Source organism: Massilia sp. METH4, from assembly GCF_037094685.1.
In the GTDB taxonomy this organism is placed as follows: Bacteria; Pseudomonadota; Gammaproteobacteria; order Burkholderiales; family Burkholderiaceae_D; genus Rugamonas.
This window is the reverse complement of the sequence record NZ_CP146614.1, coordinates 653483-674290: the sequence shown is the minus strand read 5'-3', so window position 1 is coordinate 674290 and position 20808 is coordinate 653483. Positions and strand designations below refer to the sequence as shown.

At 66.6% G+C, this 20808-nt stretch carries 14 protein-coding genes; 6 read left to right on the top strand and 8 right to left on the bottom strand.

Features of this window, described 5'->3' with window-relative positions; all coding sequences use genetic code 11:
- Positions 1–109: 109 nt before the first annotated feature.
- Genes V6Z91_RS02970 through V6Z91_RS02955 form a run of 4 tightly spaced genes read right to left on the bottom strand, consistent with a single transcriptional unit; the run spans position 110 to position 3681 of the window.
- Complete coding sequence (locus V6Z91_RS02970; protein WP_338766494.1) at positions 110–1522, bottom strand: glycosyltransferase; 1413 nt, start codon at positions 1520–1522, stop codon at positions 110–112.
- Positions 1519–2511: a HEAT repeat domain-containing protein gene (locus V6Z91_RS02965; protein ID WP_338766492.1), complete on the bottom strand. Its 993-nt coding sequence runs from the start codon at positions 2509–2511 to the stop codon at positions 1519–1521. The genes V6Z91_RS02970 and V6Z91_RS02965 overlap by 4 nt, the downstream gene beginning before the upstream one ends.
- A 31-nt stretch (positions 2512–2542) precedes the next feature.
- Entirely contained in the window at positions 2543–3295 is a 753-nt protein-coding gene (locus V6Z91_RS02960) for a YaiO family outer membrane beta-barrel protein (RefSeq protein WP_338766490.1), read from the bottom strand.
- Positions 3292–3681: a response regulator transcription factor gene (locus V6Z91_RS02955; RefSeq protein WP_338766488.1), complete on the bottom strand. Its 390-nt coding sequence runs from the start codon at positions 3679–3681 to the stop codon at positions 3292–3294. Before V6Z91_RS02955 ends, V6Z91_RS02960 begins: the two co-directional genes overlap by 4 nt.
- Positions 3682–4027: 346 nt before the next feature.
- Here V6Z91_RS02955 and V6Z91_RS02950 point away from each other — a divergent pair, with 346 nt between their 5' ends.
- Genes V6Z91_RS02950 through V6Z91_RS02935 form a run of 4 tightly spaced genes read left to right on the top strand, consistent with a single transcriptional unit; the run spans position 4028 to position 10882 of the window.
- Entirely contained in the window at positions 4028–6526 is a 2499-nt protein-coding gene (locus tag V6Z91_RS02950; protein ID WP_338766486.1) for a PAS domain-containing protein, read from the top strand.
- Between the two features lie 20 nt (positions 6527–6546).
- Positions 6547–7041, top strand: a complete 495-nt coding sequence (locus tag V6Z91_RS02945; RefSeq protein ID WP_338766484.1) for a response regulator — start codon at positions 6547–6549, stop codon at positions 7039–7041.
- Positions 7042–7080: 39 nt separating this feature from the next.
- Entirely contained in the window at positions 7081–8568 is a 1488-nt protein-coding gene (locus V6Z91_RS02940; protein ID WP_338766482.1) for an ATP-binding protein, read from the top strand.
- A complete protein-coding gene (locus V6Z91_RS02935) occupies positions 8561–10882 on the top strand; it encodes a response regulator (protein ID WP_338766480.1) in 2322 nt (773 codons plus the stop codon). The genes V6Z91_RS02940 and V6Z91_RS02935 overlap by 8 nt, the downstream gene beginning before the upstream one ends.
- Before the next feature lie 33 nt (positions 10883–10915).
- Here V6Z91_RS02935 and V6Z91_RS02930 read toward each other — a convergent pair whose 3' ends face one another.
- Together V6Z91_RS02930 and V6Z91_RS02925 are read right to left on the bottom strand one after the other, a co-directional pair.
- On the bottom strand, positions 10916–13783 hold the full coding sequence (locus tag V6Z91_RS02930) for a diguanylate cyclase (RefSeq protein WP_338766478.1): 2868 nt from the start codon (positions 13781–13783) through the stop codon (positions 10916–10918).
- A gap of 331 nt (positions 13784–14114) precedes the next feature.
- The gene (locus tag V6Z91_RS02925) at positions 14115–14672 is read right to left on the bottom strand and encodes an outer membrane beta-barrel protein (protein ID WP_338766476.1); all 558 of its coding nucleotides are present in this window, start codon (positions 14670–14672) and stop codon (positions 14115–14117) included.
- 455 nt (positions 14673–15127) lie between these two features.
- On the opposite strand from V6Z91_RS02925, the gene V6Z91_RS02920 reads away from it, so the two are divergent.
- The gene (locus tag V6Z91_RS02920; protein WP_338766474.1) at positions 15128–16327 is read left to right on the top strand and encodes a GGDEF domain-containing protein; all 1200 of its coding nucleotides are present in this window, start codon (positions 15128–15130) and stop codon (positions 16325–16327) included.
- 57 nt (positions 16328–16384) lie between these two features.
- Here V6Z91_RS02920 and V6Z91_RS02915 read toward each other — a convergent pair whose 3' ends face one another.
- Together V6Z91_RS02915 and V6Z91_RS02910 are read right to left on the bottom strand one after the other, a co-directional pair.
- Positions 16385–17509, bottom strand: a complete 1125-nt coding sequence (locus V6Z91_RS02915; protein WP_338766472.1) for a branched-chain amino acid ABC transporter substrate-binding protein — start codon at positions 17507–17509, stop codon at positions 16385–16387.
- An 85-nt stretch (positions 17510–17594) separates the two neighbouring features.
- Positions 17595–19991, bottom strand: coding sequence for a hypothetical protein (locus tag V6Z91_RS02910; RefSeq protein WP_338766470.1), 2397 nt, complete (start codon positions 19989–19991; stop codon positions 17595–17597).
- Between the two features lie 181 nt (positions 19992–20172).
- Here V6Z91_RS02910 and V6Z91_RS02905 point away from each other — a divergent pair, with 181 nt between their 5' ends.
- Positions 20173–20700 (top strand): hypothetical protein, encoded by a 528-nt coding sequence (locus V6Z91_RS02905; protein ID WP_338766468.1) that lies wholly within the window; start codon positions 20173–20175, stop codon positions 20698–20700.
- Positions 20701–20808: the final 108 nt, after the last annotated feature.

Below are 20808 nucleotides of genomic sequence, written 5' to 3'. Positions count from 1 at the left end.
TGGCCTGTGGGGCGGCCGAGGGAACGGTGTCGGGGCAAATCTGCAGCGTGGTGGCGCAGGCGGGCATTGCGGTCGTCAACACAAGGAATGGAAGGAGCATCCGCACGGCCTACACCTTGCGCTGCCAGTTGCCCTTGCGCTTCATGGTACCCCAGGTGGACTCCTGCTGCCGCACCCAGCGCCACAGTCCGACGAGCCGCCACCAGCTGTTCAGCTGCCGGTAACCGAAGTTTTCGATGACGACGATCAGGCCGAGTACCAGCAACTGGCGGGGGCGGGGATAGATATGGAACGACATCTCTTCGAGCAGCAAGCCCGATGCGGACAACAGGATGCCGAGGCCGACCGCAAGGAACAGGAACGTGGCGAACGCTTGCCACGAGATCGCCCCGAGCACCCACGCCGCGATCATGAACAGGTAGCCCGCCAGCTCGACGACCGGACCCAGCCATTCGAACAGCATCATGAATGGAAAGGCCAGCCAGCCCGGCACACCGCCGCGCAAACTGAACATCAGCTTCCAGTTCAGCGACAGGCTTTCCGCCAGGCCCCGCTGCCAGCGGATGCGCTGATTGCGCAATGTGGCGATGTCTTCCGGGGCTTCGGTCCAGCAGACCGGGTCCGGCACGAATTCGACCCGGTAGGGCTGCCGCCGCTCGCGCAGCACCCGATGCATGCGCACGACGAGTTCCATATCCTCGCCGATCGTGTTGGGCCGGTAGCCGCCCACGTCGATGACGGTCTGCTTGCGGAACAGGCCGAAGGCGCCGGATATGATCAGCATCCCGTTGACGACCGACCAGCCGAGCCGGCCGAACAGGAAGGCCCGCAGGTATTCGACGACCTGGAACAACGCCCAGGGGTTGTTCGGCAAGCCGACGCGCGTCAGGAAGCCGCCCGAGACCGTGCAACCGTTTGCCACGCGTACCGTGCCGCCGGTGGCGACCGTCGTCGCGTCGGCAAGGTAGGGGCGAACCAGTTTCTGCAGGCTGTCGCGCTGCAGGATCGAGTCGGCGTCGACGCCGCAGAACAACGGGTAGCGCGACGCGTTGATGCCGGCGTTGAGCGAATCGGCCTTGCCGCCGTTGACCTTGTCGATGACACGCAGGTTCGGGTAGCGCAGGGAACGATAGATCGCCAGCACCGGTTTCGTGGCGACCTGTATGCGGTAGGCCTCGGGGAAAGGCCGCAGGGAAAATTCGTCGATCAGTACTTCCAGCGTACGATCCTTCGAGCCGTCGTTGACGACGATGATTTCCAGTTCGGCATACGACAATTGCAGCATCGAGCGCACCGAGGCGGCGATAGTTGCTTCCTCGTTATAGGCAGGCACGAGCAGGCTGATCGGCGGTTCGAGGCCGGAATAGACCTGCGGCAGGCTGTCCAGCACGGCATCGCGGCTGCGTCGTCTCAGCGCAATGATGGACAGCAGGTTCAGCGTCAGATAGGCGCCGTTGAGAAGGATGAAATAGCCGATGATGACGGGCGTCAGGGCATGCACGAGCAGCAGGTACAACGTCATGTCGCCCCCTGTTCCGCAAGGACGTGTCGCATGATGTCGCTGGCAAAGCGGTCACCGGACGCCAGCTCCGTCAGCTCGTCGCGGCGCAGGAAGGGCAGGCTCGCCAGGGCCTGGGCCGCGCGGTAGCGTACCCACCACTCTCGATCGGCGAGCATTGCGCGCAGCGGTGCGATGTCCTCCCGCCCGCCGAGCGGGCCAAGCGCGCGGGCAGCCTGGGCGCGTACGCGCCAGTCCGCGTGGCTCAGGTGAGCGCGCACCAGGAAAGTGGATTCGGGAGTCACTGCAAGCCGAAGCGCGGCGATGACCACTTCGGTGTCGGAGTGGCCAAGCATCCGTTCCAGGACCGGCGGCGGGAGGATCATCCGCACTGCGGCGACGAGGCGCAATGCGCCCGCCAGCCTGGATTGGTCGACGGACTCCATCGCATCGGCCAGTGCCGGTTCCCACGCGGTCCGGTCCGACTGCAGGATATTGGCAAGTTGCCCCAGCGGCCAATCTGCCCGTTGCAGCAGCGGCAGCGCGAGTGCTGCCGCGGTGGCGCCAGGGTCGATCTGTGCGAGTGCCCACAAGGCGAGTATGGACGCCGCGCTGTCCGGTTGCGCCGCGGCGCGCTCGAGGTCGGGCCATGCCGGCGTTTCGCGCAAGTGCCCCAGGACCAGCGTGGCAACGACACGCTCGGCGCGGTTTCCCTGCACGAGCAGGCGCCGGGCCAATGCATCGCACCCCACGCGCCGCGCCAGGGTATTGAGCTCGCGACCGGCCTCGCCGCGCACCGATTGCTGCATCTGGAGCCAGTACACCATGAACCGCATCATGTCGCGCGCGGCCAGCGGAGGCAATTGCGCCGCCGTTTCGCCCATGACCGCCGCGTTCAGCAGGGGCCGCCAGGCTTGTACCATCGCATGCTGCCGGGCGGAGCGCCGCCGCGCGGCGATGCGCATTGCGATGATCTGCAAGGCAATCAGCATGGTCAGCGCCATCGCGCCCATGGCAGCCCACCATGCGACTTCGAGCCAGGGGTCAGAGAACGACCTGTAGACCAAGGCTGGCACCGTTCCGACTGTAGTAATCGCCTTCGCGGGTATGCGCGGCACTGTAGGTAAGGGCCAGCCGGGGGTGCATCCAGTAGCGCCCCGTCAGTGCGACCGAACGCTGGCTGGTCAGCGTGACGATGCTGCCGATGCTGGTCGCTTCGCGGCCGGCCGCCACGATCAGGCCGATCGAGTTGCGCTCCCCATGGTAGTACGTGCCACGCAATTCGCCGCTGCCGGCATTGGTGCCGAACGCATGCGCCCGGCGCCCGCCGATGGACCAGCTGAACGGCCCGGTGTAGTGCTCCAGCGCCAGCGAGGCTTGGTTGATCCGTGCGTTGTCGTAGCGGGTCGTCCGGACACCGCCGTGCACCAGCCATGCCTTCGCGAATTCGTACTGCAGTGCCGTGCCGAGCGCCGATTCCGGCAGGACGCGATGCGTGGTGCTGCCGCTTGCCTCGATGGTGGCGAAGACCTTGGGCGCCAGCGGCGTGGCCAGCGATACGCCGGCCTGGCTGTCGCGCAGGCCGAACCGTTCGGTGCGCGTCAGGGCGAGCGTTGCGGCCGCTCCTGGCGTGTCGTCCCGCAGGCCGTGGCGAACGAGCACCGTGCTTTCGCGCCAGTCCCGCGCGCCATTGGACAAATGTTCGATGCCGTGGCTGGCCGAGATGCTGGTCTGCGCCGACGCGATGCCAAAGCCGCCGCCGAGCGCGGCGGCCAGCAGCGCTGCCCCGCGGATCACGGCTTCTCCTTCAGGTAACGGCGCACGCGCGCGAGCAGCTCGTTCGGCTGGAAAGGCTTGACGATATAGTCGTTGGCGCCCGCGTCGAGTGCGCGAACGATGTCGGGCTCGGTGTTTTTTGCCGTGAGCATCACGACCGGGACATCTTCCCAGCCAGCGCGTGCACGGATCAGACCGACGACTTCGAAGCCGTCGATATAAGGCAGCATCACATCGAGCAATACCAGGCGGGGTCGTTCCGTCAATTCCTCGATGGCCTGGCGCGCAGCCAGCCCGTCCACTGCCAGACGCGTACGGTAGCCCTGGCGTTCGAGCATGAATTGCAACAGCTGGCTGATCAGGTCGTTATCTTCGATGATCAGGATGAGCGCTGAGTCGTCGGTCATGGACATACCGAAATGAATGAGGGATGACGTATCTTAGCGGAACGGCGCCGTCGACGCTTGCTCGGTTCCAGAGTGCAATAATCGTCGGGCAGCGTGGGCACGTACCGTGACCAGCCCGGCATTGTGCATGCGATGCTGTCCGGCCCCGAATCCCACCTCTGGGCAGTCGCGATCGGCCCACGCAGGGCGGACGCCCGGAGGCCGGGGCTGCGGTGCGTGGCGCATGTTGTCACACGGTAGAATGAACTCGTCGTGTTAGGCTGGTTCCCCGACCCTTCGACCCTTCGACCCTTCGACCCTTCGACGCTGCGCCCGTCGCGTTGCGCCCATGACTGTTCGCTTTTCCATGAAAAGTATTACCCCACGCACACCCGTTACCGTTGCAACGATCGTCAGCCTGCTGTTGCTGGCCATTGCCCTGGCCGTGCTGGCGCGGGGCATCCGGAATCACTCCGAATCCTGGCGATGGGTCGCTCATACCCGCGAAGTGCTGGAGCATGTCGAGGCGACCCTGACGCTTGCCAGCGATGCGGAGACAGCCCAGCGCGGGCTCCTTTTAACGGGCAATCCCGTTTTCCTGGCCGACTACCGGCGGGCGCGCGATGGCGTCCTGCCCGAGGTGGCCCGCCTGCGTACGCTGACCAGCGACAACCCGCGGCAGCAGGCAGCCCTGCGGCCCTTCGAGGATGCGCTCCGCGCGCGCCTGGAACTGCTCGAGCAAGTCGTGCGGGAAAAGCTCGCCGGCCGGGCACCCGACATGGCCACGCTCGAATCGGGGCGGCTTCTCAAGCAGCGCATCCTGGCAAAGGCCGAACTGGTGCGCTCCGAAGAGAGACGCCTGCTGGAAGAGCGGCACCTGCGCGTCGAGCAAGGGCGCCGCGAGCTGATCGCCGCGTTCGCCACCACCGCGGGCGTGGCGGGGCTGCTTGTCGTACTGTTGTGGGTCATCTCGTCGCGCGACGCGGCCCGGCTGCTGGCCGAGCGCGCCCGGCTCGACGCTACACTGCGCAGCATCGGCGACGGCGTGATCGCCACCGCCCCGGACGGCACCGTTACCCTCATGAACCGCGTCGCGGAAGTGCTGTCGGGAATCCCTGAAGCCGGGGCCGTGGGCCGCCGGCTCGATCAGGTGCTGCACTTGCGCGAGCAGGACAGCGGCAGGCCGATCAGGGCGGCGGAAGCGATTGGCGATCTTTTCGACAGGGCTGTGTTGATAGCGGGGGAGGACCGCGAGTACGCCATCGAGTTGAACATGGCGCCGATCACTCCCGAGGGAACGGAAGCTGTCGGGAATGTGATGGTCTTCCGGGACGTTACCGAGCGCAATGCGCGCGGGCGGGCCCTTGCCGAGTCGGAAGCCAACTACCGCTACACAGTCGAACTCAATCCGCAAATGCCTTGGAAAGCATCGGCCGACGGCACCATGCTGTTCCTGTCCGACCGCTGGCTCGCGCTGACCGGCCAGGCACGCGACGCCCTCATCGGGAGCGGCTGGATGGAAGTCATCGATGCCGACGACCGCCCGGCGGTCGCCCAGGCATGGAAGCATGCCGTGTCGAGTGGAGCGACCTACGATGTCGAGCACCGCGTGCGTACGGCCGATGGGCAGGTGCGCTGGGTTCGGGCGCGGGCCAATCCTCGCCGGGACGCGAGCGGTGCCATCGTGGCATGGTACGGGCTGACGGAGGATATTCATGCTCGCAAGGAATCGGAACTGGCGCTGAACCGCAGGCTGGCCCAGATCGAGACAATCTATCGGGCGGTCCCGGTTGGTCTGGCCCTGCTGGATGCCGACATGCGCCTGGAAGAACTCAACGACGCGCTGGCCGACGTGAGTGGCAGGCTCAAGGATGCGATCGTCGGCATGCGGCTGGCGGACGTGCTTCCCGATCCGCTGAACGGGCAGGTCGGCGCCCTGGTCGGGCAGGTCGCGCTCGATCGCCGCCAGCTCGCCGGAGTCGAGTTCAGCGTTTCCGGAGACGGCGAGGAACAGCAGCGCGATTGGCTGGCTAGTTTCTATCCCGTGCAGGAGGGCGGCCATTTCCAGGGCATCGTGGTCGCGCTGCTGGAGGTCACGCAGATCAAGATCGCGCAGCGCAAGCTGTCCGAAGCCAACCAGCTGCTCGAGCAGCGCGTCGAACAGCGCACCGCGCAGATAGCGGAAGCGAATGCCGAGCTGCGCGCCTTCGCGCACACGGTCGCGCACGACCTGCGCGCGCCGCTGCGCAACGTCGAAGGGTTCGCCACCGCCCTCATGGAAGACGAAGCCGACCGGATGTCGGAAGACGGCAAAGTGTTCGCCGGCCGCATCGTTGCCGCCGTCGTGCGCATGGACCGCCTCATCACCGACCTGCTCGGATATAGCCGCCTGTCGCGCGCCGAGCTGCGTTTCGAGCGGGTCGAGCTGGGCATGGCCTTCAAGACCGCGCTGCGCGATATCGAGACGCAAATCGCCGAGAGCGGCGCCCGGCTGGACATTGGCTATCCGTTACCGGCCGTGTGGGCGAACGGGACCATCCTTGCCCAGGTGCTGGGCAATTTGCTGTCGAATGCCATCAAGTTCGTTGGCAAGGGCGTCGTCCCCCACATCCAGGTTAGCGCCGAACGCAATGGAATGGCGGTACAGTTGTCGATCGCCGATAATGGCATCGGCATCGCCGCCGAGCATCGCGAGCAGGTGTTCGGGGTATTCGAGCGCCTGCATGGCGAGGAACGCTATCCGGGCACCGGAATCGGCCTGGCCATCGTGAAAAAGGGCCTCGAGCGCCTCGGCGGGTCGGTAAGGATCGCCGGGCGCGAGGCAGGCGGAAGCGTTTTCGAGCTGACCATGCCGGCGGCCGACTGACATCATCATGGAGATATCGCATGCACATCACGCCGCACGACGGCATCGAAGCGGGCCTGCCGGTCCTGCTGCTGGTCGAGGATAATCCTGACGACGTGCTGCTGGCGCGGCGCGCGCTCAAGAAGGCGGGCCTGCCGGTGGCGATGCAGATCGTCGAGGATGGCGACGAAGCCGTAGCCTACCTGGATGGAACGGGCCGGTTCGCCGACCGCGGGCGCCATCCGCTGCCCGGCCTGGTCCTGCTCGACCTCAAGCTGCCCAGGCGGCCCGGCCTCGAGGTATTGCGCTGGGTGCGCGACCAGGCCGCCCTGGATACGACGCCCGTGGTCGTGCTCACTTCGTCGAGCGAAGACGAGGACATCCAGAAGGCCTATGCGCTGGGTGCCAATTCCTACCTGCAAAAACCGGTGGCCTTCAATGGGCTGGTCCAGTTGCTCGGCGTGCTGGACCTGTACTGGTTCAAAAACAATCTGACCGTTCCGCCAGCAATCGTGCGCGACGGCAACGAAAACTGACAAAGCATGGCATCATGGCGCCTTGCATGAAGAAACGCGATGACATTGAACCTACTGCTGCTCGACGATAATCCGGATGACCGTGCGCTGGCGCGGCGTGAACTGGAACGGCACCTGCCCGACTGCTCCATCGGCGAAGTGGGTGACCGCATCGGGTGGGAACGGGAGCTGCAGGCGGGATTGCGGGTAGACCTCATCATTACCGACTTCCAGATGCGCTGGATTACCGGCCTGGACATCCTCAAGCAGGTCAAGGCCATCGACCCGCAGATGCCCGTGATTATGTTCACTGCCACCGGAACCCAGGAAATCGCCGTCGAGGCGATGAAGCTCGGTCTCGACGACTACGTCATCAAGAGTCCGCGCCACTACGCTCGCCTGCCGGTAGCCGTGCGCACCTGCCTGGACCGGAAGGAGATCCGTGCCCGCGCGATAAGGTCCGAAACCCGGCTGGCCGCCCTGCTGGAGAATATCCAGCTCGGCGTATTCCGCATGTCGCTCGATGGCAGGCTGGAAGAAGCCAACCGCGCATTCTGGAACATGCTCGGCGGTGACCCTGGCGCGCCGGATTCGCTGCGCCACCCTTTGCTCGACCAGGTGGCGCGCTGCCTGGCACAGCTCCAGGCCCCCTCCGAAACGGCCGAGTTGCAGGCCGAGGTGAATGCCAGCGACGAGGCCGGCCGCTTCTATGTCGTCAAGCTGGTGCGTGTCAAGGTCAATGGACACGACGCCATCGACGGTATCGTGGAAGACGCGACTTCGCTGCGCCGGGCGGGGGCCGAAATCCACCGCCTCAACGCGGAACTCGAGCAGCGGATCGTCGAGCGCACCCGGCAGCTCCAGGAGGCGAACGAGGCGCTGGAAACCTTCGGGGTGTCGGTCTCCCACGACCTGCGCGAGCCCCTGCGCACGATCCAGGGCTACGCCGCGGCGCTGCGCCAGGACCTGTCGGCGCGCGACTTCAGCAATTTCGAACAGTATGTGGACCGCATCAATGCCATCGCGCGGCGCATCGACCTCATGGTGTCGGACCTTCTCGAGTTTGCGCGACTCTCGCGCGCAGAGCTCAATATCGATACCCTGCCGCTGCGCGACATCGTGCAGGATGCGCGTGCCACGCTGCAGGGCGAACCCGCCTACCAGGCCGCCGATATCCAGGTCGACGTGCCGGAACAGATGATGGTGCGGGCGCACCGGGCGGTGCTCGTGCAGGCCCTGGCCAACCTGCTCGGCAATGCGGTCAAGTTCGTGCGGCCCGACTCGCACGCCGCGGTGCAGATCGTGGCGCGCGCCCGTGGACGTACCGTGCGCATCGAAGTGCAGGATAACGGCATCGGCATGGCCGATGAAGCCAGGGCGCGCGTGTTCAACGTGTTCGAGCGCCTGCATGGCGAGGAGGAATATCCAGGCACCGGGATCGGCCTCGCGATCGTCAAGAAGGGAGTCGAGCGCATGAGCGGCAGCGTGGGTGTCGAGGCTGCGCCGGGCGTCGGCTCGAATTTCTGGATCGAGTTGCCAGGTGCCTGATCACATTGCCGCGCAGGGACCGCTGCGGGTCCTGCTGATCGACGACAACCCCGACGACCGCGCCCTGGTCGAGCGCGAGCTACGGCTGCGCATCGACCAGCTCGAGGTGCGCCATGTCAGCGACGCGGCGGCGCTGGACGTGGTGCTCGATGCCGGCGGCTTCGATGTGGCGGTCACGGATTACCGCCTGCGCTGGACGGTCGGCACCGAGGTGCTGCGCGAGATCAAGCGGCGCTACCCGCATGTACCGGTAATCATGTTCACCGGCAGCGGCAACGAGGAAGTCGCCGTGGAAGCCATGAAGGAAGGGCTGGACGATTACATCACCAAGACGCCCAGGCATTACCCGCGGGTCCCTTATGCCGTGCTTGGTGCCTTCGAGCGCCTGAACACCCGCGCCAGGTTGCTCGAATCGATGGCGCGCGAATCGCTGGCCAGGGAATGCCTCGAGGTCGCCCTGCAATCGGCAGGCATGGCGGCCTGGCAGGTCGACCTTGCCACGGGCCGCATCACCTGCTCGGACGATGCCGGCCCGATGTTCGGCCATCCTCGCGGGTTCGCTCACGCCAGCATAGGCGATGCGCTGGCACAGGTGCATCCCGATGACCGCGGCAGGCTGGAAAACCTTTGGAACCCGGCACCGTGCGCGAACAGCCGCGTCGCCGCCGAGTTCCGGGTGTTGGGAGCGGACGGCCAACTGCGCTGGATCGGCGGCAGCGGCAAGCTGCTGCGCCTCGACAGCGGTCGAGCGCGCCTTGCCATCGGCACCCTGCGCGATGTGACGGCGGAAGTCATGACGAAGGAAACGCAGCGCAAGCAGCAGGAGGAACTGCAGACCATTCTCGACGTCGTGCCCGTCGGTATCGCGATCAGCCACGACCCGGAAGCCCGGGATATCACCACAACGCCATACCTCGACGCCCTGCTGGGGACTGATGCCAGCCAGGGCAACGCCGGCACACGCGCATACCGTTACCTGAGCGGTGGCACGCCCCTTGCGCCACAGGAATTGCCGATGCGCGTGGCGGCACGGCGAGGGCAGCCGGTGCGGGGCGAGGAGCTTGACGTGCAGCTTGCCGACGGCCGCTCGCTGACACTCCTGGTCAATGCGGCGCCGCTGTTCGACGCAGGGCAACGGGTGCGGGGCGCGGTTGCCGCCGTCATGGATGTCACTGCGCTGAAGAATGTCCAGCGCGAACTGGAAACGGCGAACCGGCAGAAGAGCCAATTCCTGTCGGTGCTGGCACACGAGCTGCGCAATCCGATGGCCGCCATCGGCTACTCGGTCGAGATGCTGCGCCACGTGGCATCGCCCGGAATGATCGGCAAGGCACGCGAAGTGATCGAGCGCCAGACCCGCCACATGAGCCGACTGCTCGACGACCTGCTCGACCTGAGCCGCATTGCCCTCAACCGGATCGAGCTCGATACCCGCCTGATCGACCTGCGCCGCCCGATCGAACTGGCCTATGAGAGCACGCGTGCACTGGTCGAATCCCTCGGCCACGATATTCGCTTCGAGTTGCCGGTGACGCCTGTCCTTGTGCAGGGCGACGAGGTCCGGCTGACCCAGGTGATGAGCAACGTCCTGAACAACGCGGCGAAGTTCACGCCTGCGCCCGGGGCCATCACCGTCCGCGTGGTCGCCGGGCAGGGCAGGGCCGTCGTCACGGTGGCCGATAACGGAACCGGGATCGCGCCCGAGCAGCTCGAGTCGGTATTCGAGATGTTCTCGCAGGGGCAGTCGAAAGTCAGTGGCGGCGCCGAAGGCCTGGGAATCGGGCTGGCCGTGGTGCGCAAGCTCGTCGACCTGCATGGCGGGACGGTACAGGCATTGAGCGAAGGCGCCGGACGTGGCACGACGGTGCGAATCGAGCTTCCATGTGCCGCCACCGAACGTTCGGAGGACCCGGTTGTCGCTGCCGGCGCCACGTCGGCAGCCGGCACGCATGCGCGGCTGCTGGTGGCGGACGACAACATCGACGCGGCCGATCTGCTGGCTGAAGTGCTCCGGCTCGAAGGGTACTCGGTGCAGGTCGCCTACGACGGGCGCGAAGCAATACGGCTGGCCGGGGAAATGCGATCCGACGCGCTCGTTCTCGATATCGGCATGCCTCATGCGAATGGTCTCGACGTCGCGCGCTGGGTGCGCGCGCAGGACTGGAGCAGCAATGTCGTGCTGATAGCGGTGACGGGCTGGGGACAGCACCATGACCGTAGCGCCACGCTGGAGGCGGGATTCGATGAGCATCTGGTCAAGCCGGTCAGCCCTCAGGAGATCATCGCTGCGCTCGGCCGGCACTTGTCCGGATGAGGGGTGCCAGCGGGCGTCGGCTTGCCATGAAGGCTAGTTGTTGTCCTGCATGTCTGCCACCATAAAGCACCCACGGCCCTGTGCCTTGGCTGCATACAGAGCCCTGTCGGCGGTTTCGCCCAGCTCCGTCAGCCCGACAGGGAACTTGCTCGTAAAGGCAACGCCAACGCTGGCCGATACCTTGCGACTGCCCGCGGCCAGGTCGAACGGCGCGTTGAATGCGGCAACGATCTTCTGCGCCACAAGGGCCGCCTCGGCCGCGCATGCCAGCCCCTCCACGATCACCGTGAATTCGTCGCCGGCCAGGCGGCAGACCGTATCGGTGACACGTACCGCGCCCTTCACGCGGCGCGCGAACTCCTGCAGCACGATATCGCCCGCGGCATGGCCCAGGGTGTCATTGACTTGCTTGAAGTGGTCGACGTCAAGGAACATCAGCGCCATGCCATCGCCGCTGCGCCGGGCACGCTGCACCGCCGCGTCCAGGTATTCGTGGTAGGAGCGGCGGTTGGGCAGGCCCGTCAGTATGTCGACGCGCGCCAGGCGGCTCAGCTCTTCCTCGTGCCGCCTTGCCGCCGAGATGTCGGTACCCAGCACGTAGACACCGTTGCAGACGCCGTCGTGGACGTCCGGGATGCGCGTCACTTCGACCGTACGCGCACGGTCTCCCTGGCCAATCGTCATTTCGAACGTGACGTTATCGCTGCCGCCTCGCAGCTTGTCGCGGTGCTCACTGTACAACTCGTCGCCCATCACTTCCCGAACCGTCTTGCCGGAAATGCCACCGGCCTGCACGCCGAACCAAGCCTCGTAAGTTGCGTTGGCAAAGGTGTAGCGCTCCATGCGGTCCACATAGCCGATCAGTACGGGCAGGTTGTTGGTGATGGTGCGCAGGCTGCGTTCGCTCGCTTCCAGTCGCCTGGCGGACTCCTTCAGTACCGTCACGTCCTTCAAGGCGATCACCGCGCCGATGCCGGTGCCGTCTTGTGCATGCAAGGCGCGGCCGCTGGCGAACAGAAAGCGGGGCGCTCCGTTAGTGGGCCTGACGACGACTTCCGCGTTTTCCACCTGCTCGCCGTGCAGCGCGCGGAACAGGGGCACCTGACCGGTGACCATCGGCGTCTGGCCGTCGCCCAGGAACAGGCGGTAGTGGTCGGCCCACTGCTCGGGCGGCAGGGGCGCGGGAGGCAGGCCGTGGATCTCGCGTGCGGCGCGGTTGAACATCGTTACTTCACCGCCGCTCGAGCAGACCACTACACCCACGTCAATGGAGTCGAGCACAACGTCCAGCAGTTCACGTTCCCTGGCCAGCGCATCCTCGATTTCCTTGCGCTGTGAGATATCCTGGATAAAAGTGCCGAAGAAGTGCGTATCGCCGGCGTTGATCAGGCCGATCGTCATTTCAACGGGGAATTCTTCGCCATTGCCGCGCAGGGCGGACAGCTGCAGCCGCTTGCCAACCACACCGCTGCTGCCTTTGGCGCCGAAACGGCGCATTCCGTTCTGGTGGGCTTCGCGGAAGCGGGGCGGGATGATGGTTTCCGTCACGGTCTTGCCCAGTACTTCCGCGCGGGGCCGGCCGAAGATTTCCTCGGCGCGAGGATTCCAGTCGGTGATGCGGCCTTCCGCATCGACGCCCACGAAGGCGTCGAGTGCCGTGTCGATGATGGCGCGCACCCGGTGTTCGCTCTTGCGGGTGTCTTCGACGGCCGAATGCAGCGCCGCCGTGCGCTCGGTGACGCGGTTTTCGAGCGTGGCGTTCAGCTCGCGCAGCCCTGCTTCCTTGGCTTGCACCTTGGCGAGCAGTTCATTGAGCGCGTCCTGCAGGATCTGCACTTCTGCCAGCCGGCTCCGCACGGGGGGAATGCGGTCCAGCTGGCCCGTGGTCAATTCGCCGGCATGGCGCGTGATGCGCTCCAGCGGGTTGGCGATGCCGCGCGAAAGCAGCCACACCAGTAGCGACACGAGGGCTGCGGCGCCGGTGCCGCCCCACAGGATCTTGTCGCGCAACGCGTCGACGGGCTCGAATGCCTTGTCGAGCGGCTGGCGCACCAGCACGGTCCATTCGAGTCCTGGATAGGACTGGTGGCCGCGACTCTTGCTGTAACCCACCAGGTAGCGCTTGCCGTCCGGCCAGACTTCGATGACGGCGCCGTTCATTCCCCGCCGTGCGAGCTGAAAGCTCTTGGGTTGAAGCACCTTGTCCGTGTATTCGGGCGGTCCCATCAGCACTGCGCCGCCTTTGCTGAGGATCAGGGTGTCGACCGCCTTGCGTTCGGCCAGCGGACGCAGCACCGAGCGCTGGACATTGGCGGCCCACTGCCAGCTCAGGTGGGTGCCGAGGACGCCCAGCATCTGACCCTTCGCGTCGCGATAGGGGAACGCAACGTCAAAGAATCGCTTTGGTTCGCCGGTGGGGTTAGGCAGCAGCTTGGCCAGCAGCACCGCCTCGTGCACGTCCAGCAGATGCACGCCACGGCGGGCCGCGGTGAACCATGGGCGGCCTGAGACATCTTTTCCTTCCAGCAGCGCGCCGGTGGCAATCTTTACTTGGCCATCATTATCGGTGATACCGATCCACGCGTAGTAGGGATGGGTTTGCTGCATTCGCTCCAGCACGGCGCGCTTGGCAGTCGTGGGTACATCGGCGCTGGTGATCTCGTAGCGCTCCGCCATCAGCTGGACTTCACGGTAACGCTCGTACATACCTCGGTCGAGCTTGTCCGTGGTCTGGAACGACAGTTCGGCCAGGTTCTGGCCGATTTCTTGCTTGACCTGCTTGGCCATGGTCTGGCCCACGACCTGCAGCGTCACAAGGGTGAGTAATAGCATGACTGCCGCCGACACAGCCGCCAGAGACGGCGCCAGAGCAATGCGCTTGAAACAAGGCAGCGAAACCATGGGAACCACGCGGGGAAAATGCAGTCGCAAATGATAACATGCAATTCCATGAGGAAATAAAATTTGGGGCCCTGCGCTACGGTTGAGGCCCTGGGATGTCGCCGGAGCGCGACAGAATATCCACAATAGCGAATCCCCTAGTGGCTGTTCTGTTGAGCGTGCCAGTCAACGCGTTATATCTGCTCCCGCATCCCATGCACCGATAGCGTTGCAAGCCAGAAGATCAGACAGCGTTCGCAGCGGAAGTGCCCATGGCATTGGCGAACACCGCCTATAAAAAAAGCCCGCACGCGGCGGGCTCGTGGCAGGACGGCGTCGCCGTCCGGGGGGCTTAGAAGCTGACGCGCACGCCGGCCGAGAACAGCGATGCTTTCACCGAATCGCCGTATTCGTCGTCGGCCACTTTGCCGAGGCGGGTGTACTCGGCAACAACCGCCACGGTTGGCGTCACCTGGAAGGCGGCGCCGATGCCGAACAGGGCGCTCGTCTTGTTGACCTTGGTGCTGTCCGCGTCGTCCCACTCGCGGTCGATGTAGCCGACCTTCGTGCGGTGGCGCGCGACGCCCACCTTGGCCGACAGCGAGAACGCCGGCGTCACGGGCAGGGTGCCGACCACGGCGCCGTAGAACGATTTCGGCTTGGCGTAGATCGTGTAATCGTCCGCGCTCTGCGAGAACTCGCCCAGGTACAGGTAACCCGCTTCGACGGCGACGTTCGGGTTGAACTTATAGCCGAACGCAGCGGTCACGCCCGTATCATTGTCCTTGATCGACACGTCGTCGACGCTGAGCTTGTGCTCGACGCGCGCAACCTGGCCCGTCACGTACATGTTCTGGGCGAAGGCGGGAACGGCGGCCAGCAGCGCTGCCAGCAAGACTACTTGTTTCATCAGAAATCCTAAATTACAGTTGCAAGAAGGACCATTATCATTCCTGAAGGCAATTTTTGCAAGCTGGCCTGTTGCAAATTGGCACTGAACGCCCCGGCGCGCGGCCCGGGAAACCGGCTAATCAGGCAATCAGCGGACCTGAATATCTCGATTCTTCGATCGGGGTTTGCATCACATCCGTGCGAAGCGCTGCGATGGCGGTTGCAGGAATTTAGGCAAGGCGCCGCAGTCAGTCTGTTGTCTTAACGACATACTTAAAACAACTTCCTTCGTGGCATCACTTTTGCTAAAATGCAAATTTCACCTTGTAAGTGGGTAGTTGCGGCGAGTCGCGGGGGATTTAATTGCGCGTCAAGGCCACGGCTGTGACTTTTGGTGAGAAATTGCGCGAGGGATACGATTACAATGTCCTCCGTTTGCCCCTATCAGCGGGCTCATCAGTTTCAGGAGGAGACGTGTCACCCCCGGTCCACGATGCGGCGTTCGCGATCTCCCGGCTGTCGGCGGAATTCACCGACAGGACGATCGAAGCGCACTTCAGCCATCACTTGCTGCCGCAGACAAAGGCGCAGCTGCGCACCACGCTGCTGTTCTGCGCGGCCGTATATGTGGTGTTTGCCATTACCGACATCCTCGCTCTCGGCTTCACGCCGGCGGCACTGACATTGTTCGTCTGCCGCATGGCGGTGGCCGTGGTGGCGATCGGCAGCTGCGTCACGAATCACCTGCACCCGCATTCCGTCGGCCGCGTCTACCTGTCTGCCAGCATCAGCGAGATCGTCGGCATGCTTGCGTTCGCGCCAGTCGTGCTGATGCGCCCCGACGAGCTGCCCTGGCACTCCATGTCGATGGGGCTGATGGTGCTGGTCGTCTACCTGTATATCCCCAACCGGCTGATGTACTCGCTTGCCATCTCCGTGATCAGCACCATGGTCTTCATCGGCATCGCACTGTGGATGGGCGTGCTCACGCCCAAGGAACAGCTGACGATGGTCATGCTGCTGTCGCTGGCCAACTGCTTCGGCTACATTGCCGCGCGCCGCTACCACCTGATCCGCCGCGAGGAATTCCGTGTGCAGTCGGTGCTCAAGAACCTGTCCGAGCGCGACCCGCTCACGGGTTGCCACAACCGGCGCTACCTGCAGCAGGAATTGCTGAACATGGAACTGTCGCGGGCGCGCCGCTTCCGCCTCAGCCTCGCCGTGATCGCCTGCGACATCGATTACTTCAAGTCCGTCAACGACACATACGGCCACGCGGCCGGCGACCGGGTGCTGGTGTCCTTTGCCGCGCTGCTGCGTGGCATGATCCGCGAAAACGTGGACAGCCTGATACGCTTCGGTGGCGAGGAATTCCTGCTGGTGCTGCCGGAAACGGACCTGGCCGGCGCGATGCACCTGGCCGAGCGCATGCGCGCGGCGCTGTCCCTGGCGGTCACGGAAATCGCGCCCGGCAAGACCGTTGGCGTGACGGCCAGCTTCGGCGTCACGTCCGTCAACTTCGCCAATGTATCCGGCCGCTTCCCGCAGGAGGCGGTGATCGAACTGGCCGACCAGCTGCTGTACGCGGCGAAGCGCGACGGCCGCAATACCGTCAAGGCACTCGAATTCTTCGGGCGGCCCGGCCTGCACGTGGCGGCACGCGCGGCCGGCTGAACGCATTACGGCCGAGCCCGTGTCCACAAGCTGGGCAGTATCAATAGCTGGTCATTATCAATAGCTGGTCAGCGCACTCGGCTGTCCGCCCTTGAACGTGAAGATCGTCACCGGCGAAGCTTTCATGTCGCCCTTCGCATCGAACGCATAGGTGCCGGCCACGCCCTGGTAGGAGCCGGCCGAGATGGCGGGGCCGACCTTGGCCGGTTCGATGGAATCGGTCTTCTGCATCGCCTGGGCGAACAGGTTCACCGCATCGTAGTACGAGGCGGCGTACACGTCGGGCTCGGCGTTGAAGCGCTTCTTGAATTTGGTCTTGAAGGCCGGGCCGTTGGCGGCTTTGTCGAGCAGGGCGCCGCCCTGCGAGCACAGCACGTTGGAGCCCACCGCGTCGCCGCCCAGCTTGCCCATCTCGGCGGTGCAGATCGTGTCGCCGCCCAGGAGCTTCGCCTTGATGCCGAGCTGGCGGATCTGGCGCGCCATCGGGCCGCCCTGCGGCGCGTAGCCGCCGAAGAAGATCGCCTCCACGTTCTTCGGCCGCAGCTTGGTCAGGATCGAGGTGAAGTCGACGGCCTTGTCGGTCGTGTACTCATGGCCGGCCACGGTCATGCCGGCCGCGCGGGCGGCGCGCTTGAATTCCTCGGCCAGGCCCTGGCCGAAGGCGGTGCGGTCGTCGATCACGGCGACCGTCTTCAGCTTCAGTTCCTTGGCCGCGTACACGGCCATGCGCGAACCGAGCTGCGTATCGCTGGCGTTCACGCGGAACAGGTTCTTGTATCCCTGCTGGGTGAGTTTCGGATTGGAGGCCACGCTGGCCACCACCACGCCGGCATTGGCGTAGACGCGCGAGGCGGGAATCGCCACGCCCGAGTTGTACGGGCCGACCACGTAGCGGACGCCGCCATCGGCAAGCTTCTGCGCCGCGTTCACGCCGGCCTTCGGGTCGCCCTGGTCGTCTTCCGACACGAGTTCGAAGCGGATCTTCTTGCCGCCGATGGTGAGCGGCTTCGCATTCAATTCCTCGATCGCCAGGCGCGCGCCGTTTTCATTGTCCTTGCCGGAGAACGCCTGCGCGCCCGACAGCGGGCCGCTGTGGCCGATACGTACGACGGTTTCCTGCGCGGCTGCACCAGCGCTCATCCCTGCCAGCGCCAGCGCGCCCACCAAGTACCTGGTCTTCATTCCCGTCTCCCGTGGTTATAGTCGAGTTGCGTGAATTATCCACGTTCTCGCGGCGGGAGCAAGCACCAGGTTGATCACCCCATCGTCATACCGGCGGCACGGTGCCGGTGCGCGTGACCGGCCGCACCGCCGGGTTGATCTCGTTGCGCGGCGGCGGCGCCGCACCGGTCGGCCCGCTGCCGACGCCGCCGGCCAGGTACTGCGCGGCGATCGCGGCGGCGGTGGAAGGATCGGCCGCGTTCGGCGGCCGCGCCGTGTTGGCCGTGCCCGCGGCGTTGCCGTTCGCGCCCGCCGCGCCCGCGGCAGGAGTGCCCGCGCCCGTGCCGGCAGGCGCCCCCGTCGCTGTCGGCGTGCCGCCGGGCGTGGTGCCCGCCGCCGGGTTGGCGGGGGTGCCCAGCGATGCCTGGGCCGCCACTGCCGTATCCGCCGCAGCTTGCGCGGTGGCGGCAGCATCGGCCGTTGCGCGCGCCGCCGCGTCGGCCGCGATCTGCGCATCGGCCGCGGCGCCGGCCAGCGCCTGCTCGTTGGCCATGCCGGTGGCAGCCGCCGCGCCGGCAGCGGCGCCCCGGCCGGCCGCCGTGGCGGCCTGCTGGGTGCGGCGCGCCAGGCGCTCCTGGTCCAGGATCGCCTGCGCGCGCTCGGCGCCTTGCTCCTGCAGCACCCGCAGGGCGTCGCGCTGGCGGGCATTCTCGGCGTCCGCCAATCGTGCCGCCTGCTGCGTGTCGGCAGCCTGCTGGCTTGCCGCCAGCCGCGCCTGGACGAGCCTTTGCTCGAGCAGCGCATCGTCCTGGGTGGCCAGCGTCTGCCGGCCCGCCGCGCGGCGTGCCTCGAGCAGGCGGTCCTGCGCCAGGGCATCCGCCCCGTCCAGGGCATCGCCGCGCGCCTCGCCGATGCGGTCGGCCAGCCGCTGCGCGGCCGCATCCTCCTCGCGCGTGGTGGTCAGCTGGCGCAGCTCGGCGGCGCGGGCTTCCTGCAGGCGCTGGTCCTGCGTCACCACGTCCTGCTGGTCGGCCAGCGCCTGGCTGGCCGTCTGCCGCGCGATCGCCAGGCGGCCGGCGGCGGCGCGTTCCTGCTGCGTCAGGGCGGCACGGTTCAGGTCGAGCCGCGCAGCTTCGTCGCGCCGCACTTCCTGGCGCCGCGCTTCCGCGGTCTCGGCCACGGCGGCCCGCTCGGCCGCGAAGCGCTCGGCGGCCAGCTGCCGGGCCAGCGCCTCCGCATTGGCGCGGTCGGGCGACGTCGTCGCGGAGGGCGGGGTCGGCACCGGATTCGCCTGCGCCTCGCCCGTTGCCCCGGCAACCCGCACCGGCGGCGGCTGCACCGTGTCCCGCGCAGCCTGCTGGGCAGCGGCGGTTTCGGCGGGCGTGGCCGGTGGGCGGTTCGCCGGCGCCGGACCCGCCGTTGCAGCCGAGAGATTTGCGCTAGCCGCCGGCACGGGATTGCCGAGCGCCGACGGCGCGTAATTGGGCACCTGCGCCGGCACCTGCGGTTGCACTTGCATCGGCACCTGCGTTGGCACCTGCGTCGGCACCTGCGCCGGGTTGTTCGCGGGCAGCGCATCGGCCGTGGAGGGCAGGGCGCCGGTGGCGGCCTGCGCTGCCGGCGCGCTAGCCTGTCCCGGCTGCTGCGGGGGCGTGTTGGCCGGGCCAAGCGCCCCGCTGGCGCTGTTGTTGGCCTGCGCGGCCGTCAGCTCGGCAGCCTGGTTGTCGAGCATGGCCGCTGGCGTGCCGGAACCCGCGATCTGCGGCGCCTCGGGTTGCCGGGCCGGCGGCGCATCGGGCGCATCGTCGAGCGCCCCGGCGGCCTGCCGGTCCGGCGGATTCGGCTGCACCGCGGTATCGCGCAGCGCATTGCGCAGGGCCGCGTCGCTGATCTCGCTCGGCGGCAGGTTGGTGGTGGATGGTGCCTGGAGCGAGTTGCCGTCCGGCCCGATGGCATCGCGCTCCTGTGCCAGCACGCTGGCGGCTTCGTCGAAGCGGCCGGCGGCGCGCGCCAGCGTGTCCAGCGTGCCCTGGCGGTCGGCCTGGAACGCGGCCAGCAGGGCTCGCTCGTCCACGGCCAGCATGTCGCCGTCGTCCCCCAGCAGCGAGGGCGCGAGGTCGATGCCCAGCCGTGCCAGCGCGGGGCGCTCTTCATCGAAGGTCTGCGTGAGGCGCGTGGCAAGCGCGTTGGCCGGCAGCGGTTCGCCGGACGGCGGCGCGAGCGTGCCGGCGGCGCGCCCCACGTTGAATGCTTCGACGAGTTCGCCGGCGGCCGTGCCCAGCTGTTCCAGATCGCCTTCGGTGATGCGCCCGCCGCTCGCGGCGGCCAGCTCGCCCAGGCGTTTCTGCGAGAGCGCGAGCGTGCCCATGAACTGGCCCAGCGAGGAAACGTCCACGTCGGAGCTCGGCGCTATGTCGGGCCGCGCCGGCGTTGCGCCCACGCCGGCCGGGGCGAACAAATTGGCCATGCCGGAAGGATCGGTGACTGACGAGACAGGAATCATGGCGCACCTCCACTGCGTGATCCGCGCAGCATGCCACAAAGCGTGCTGCGGCGGCGTGCGACAGGCGCGGGGCCACGAGCCGGAAGCGACTGTCTTTACAGTTTGTTATGCACCGCACGGTCTACCTTCCGCGATCGGCCTATCGTTGATCCCGCATACACCAACCAAGAGGATACCGATCATGGACAACGAAAAAACGACCATCAATGCGACCGGCTCCGTGACGCCGATCGGCAATGGCAACCGCAACGACGCGGCCAATGCCCACAGCGCCATCGACAAGGCCGCCGACAAGGTGCAGCCTGCCGCCGACAAGGCCGCTACCAGCGTCCACGCCGCGGTCGACAAGGTGCAGCCCGCTGCCGAGAAGGCCGCCACCAGCGCCCACGCCGCCGTCGACAAGATCGCCGAGAAGGTTCCCGCCGCCGCCGACAAGGTGCACAGCACCGTCGAGAAGCTGGCCGACAGCGTGCCCGCCGCCACCGACCGCCTGGTGAGCAAGGCGCACGACACCGTGGACCGCGTGTCCAGCGGCGCCGCCAATCTTTCCGACCGCCTGAGCCAGAAGGCTTCCGACCTGAACGTGGCTTATGCCCGCCTGGCCGAGACGGGCCGCAGCTATGTGCGCAAGAGCCCGGGCACTTCCGTGCTGGTCGCGCTGGCCGCCGGCTATGCGGTGTCGAAGCTGCTGGGCTCCCGCCGCCACTGATCCATCGCCGCTTGGCCCGCCGTCCGCCCACCCCTTGCGGATGGCCGCGCCCGGCCGTGCATCGTGCGATGCGCGGCCGGGCGTCGTTGCGTCCCTGCCTTTGCAACG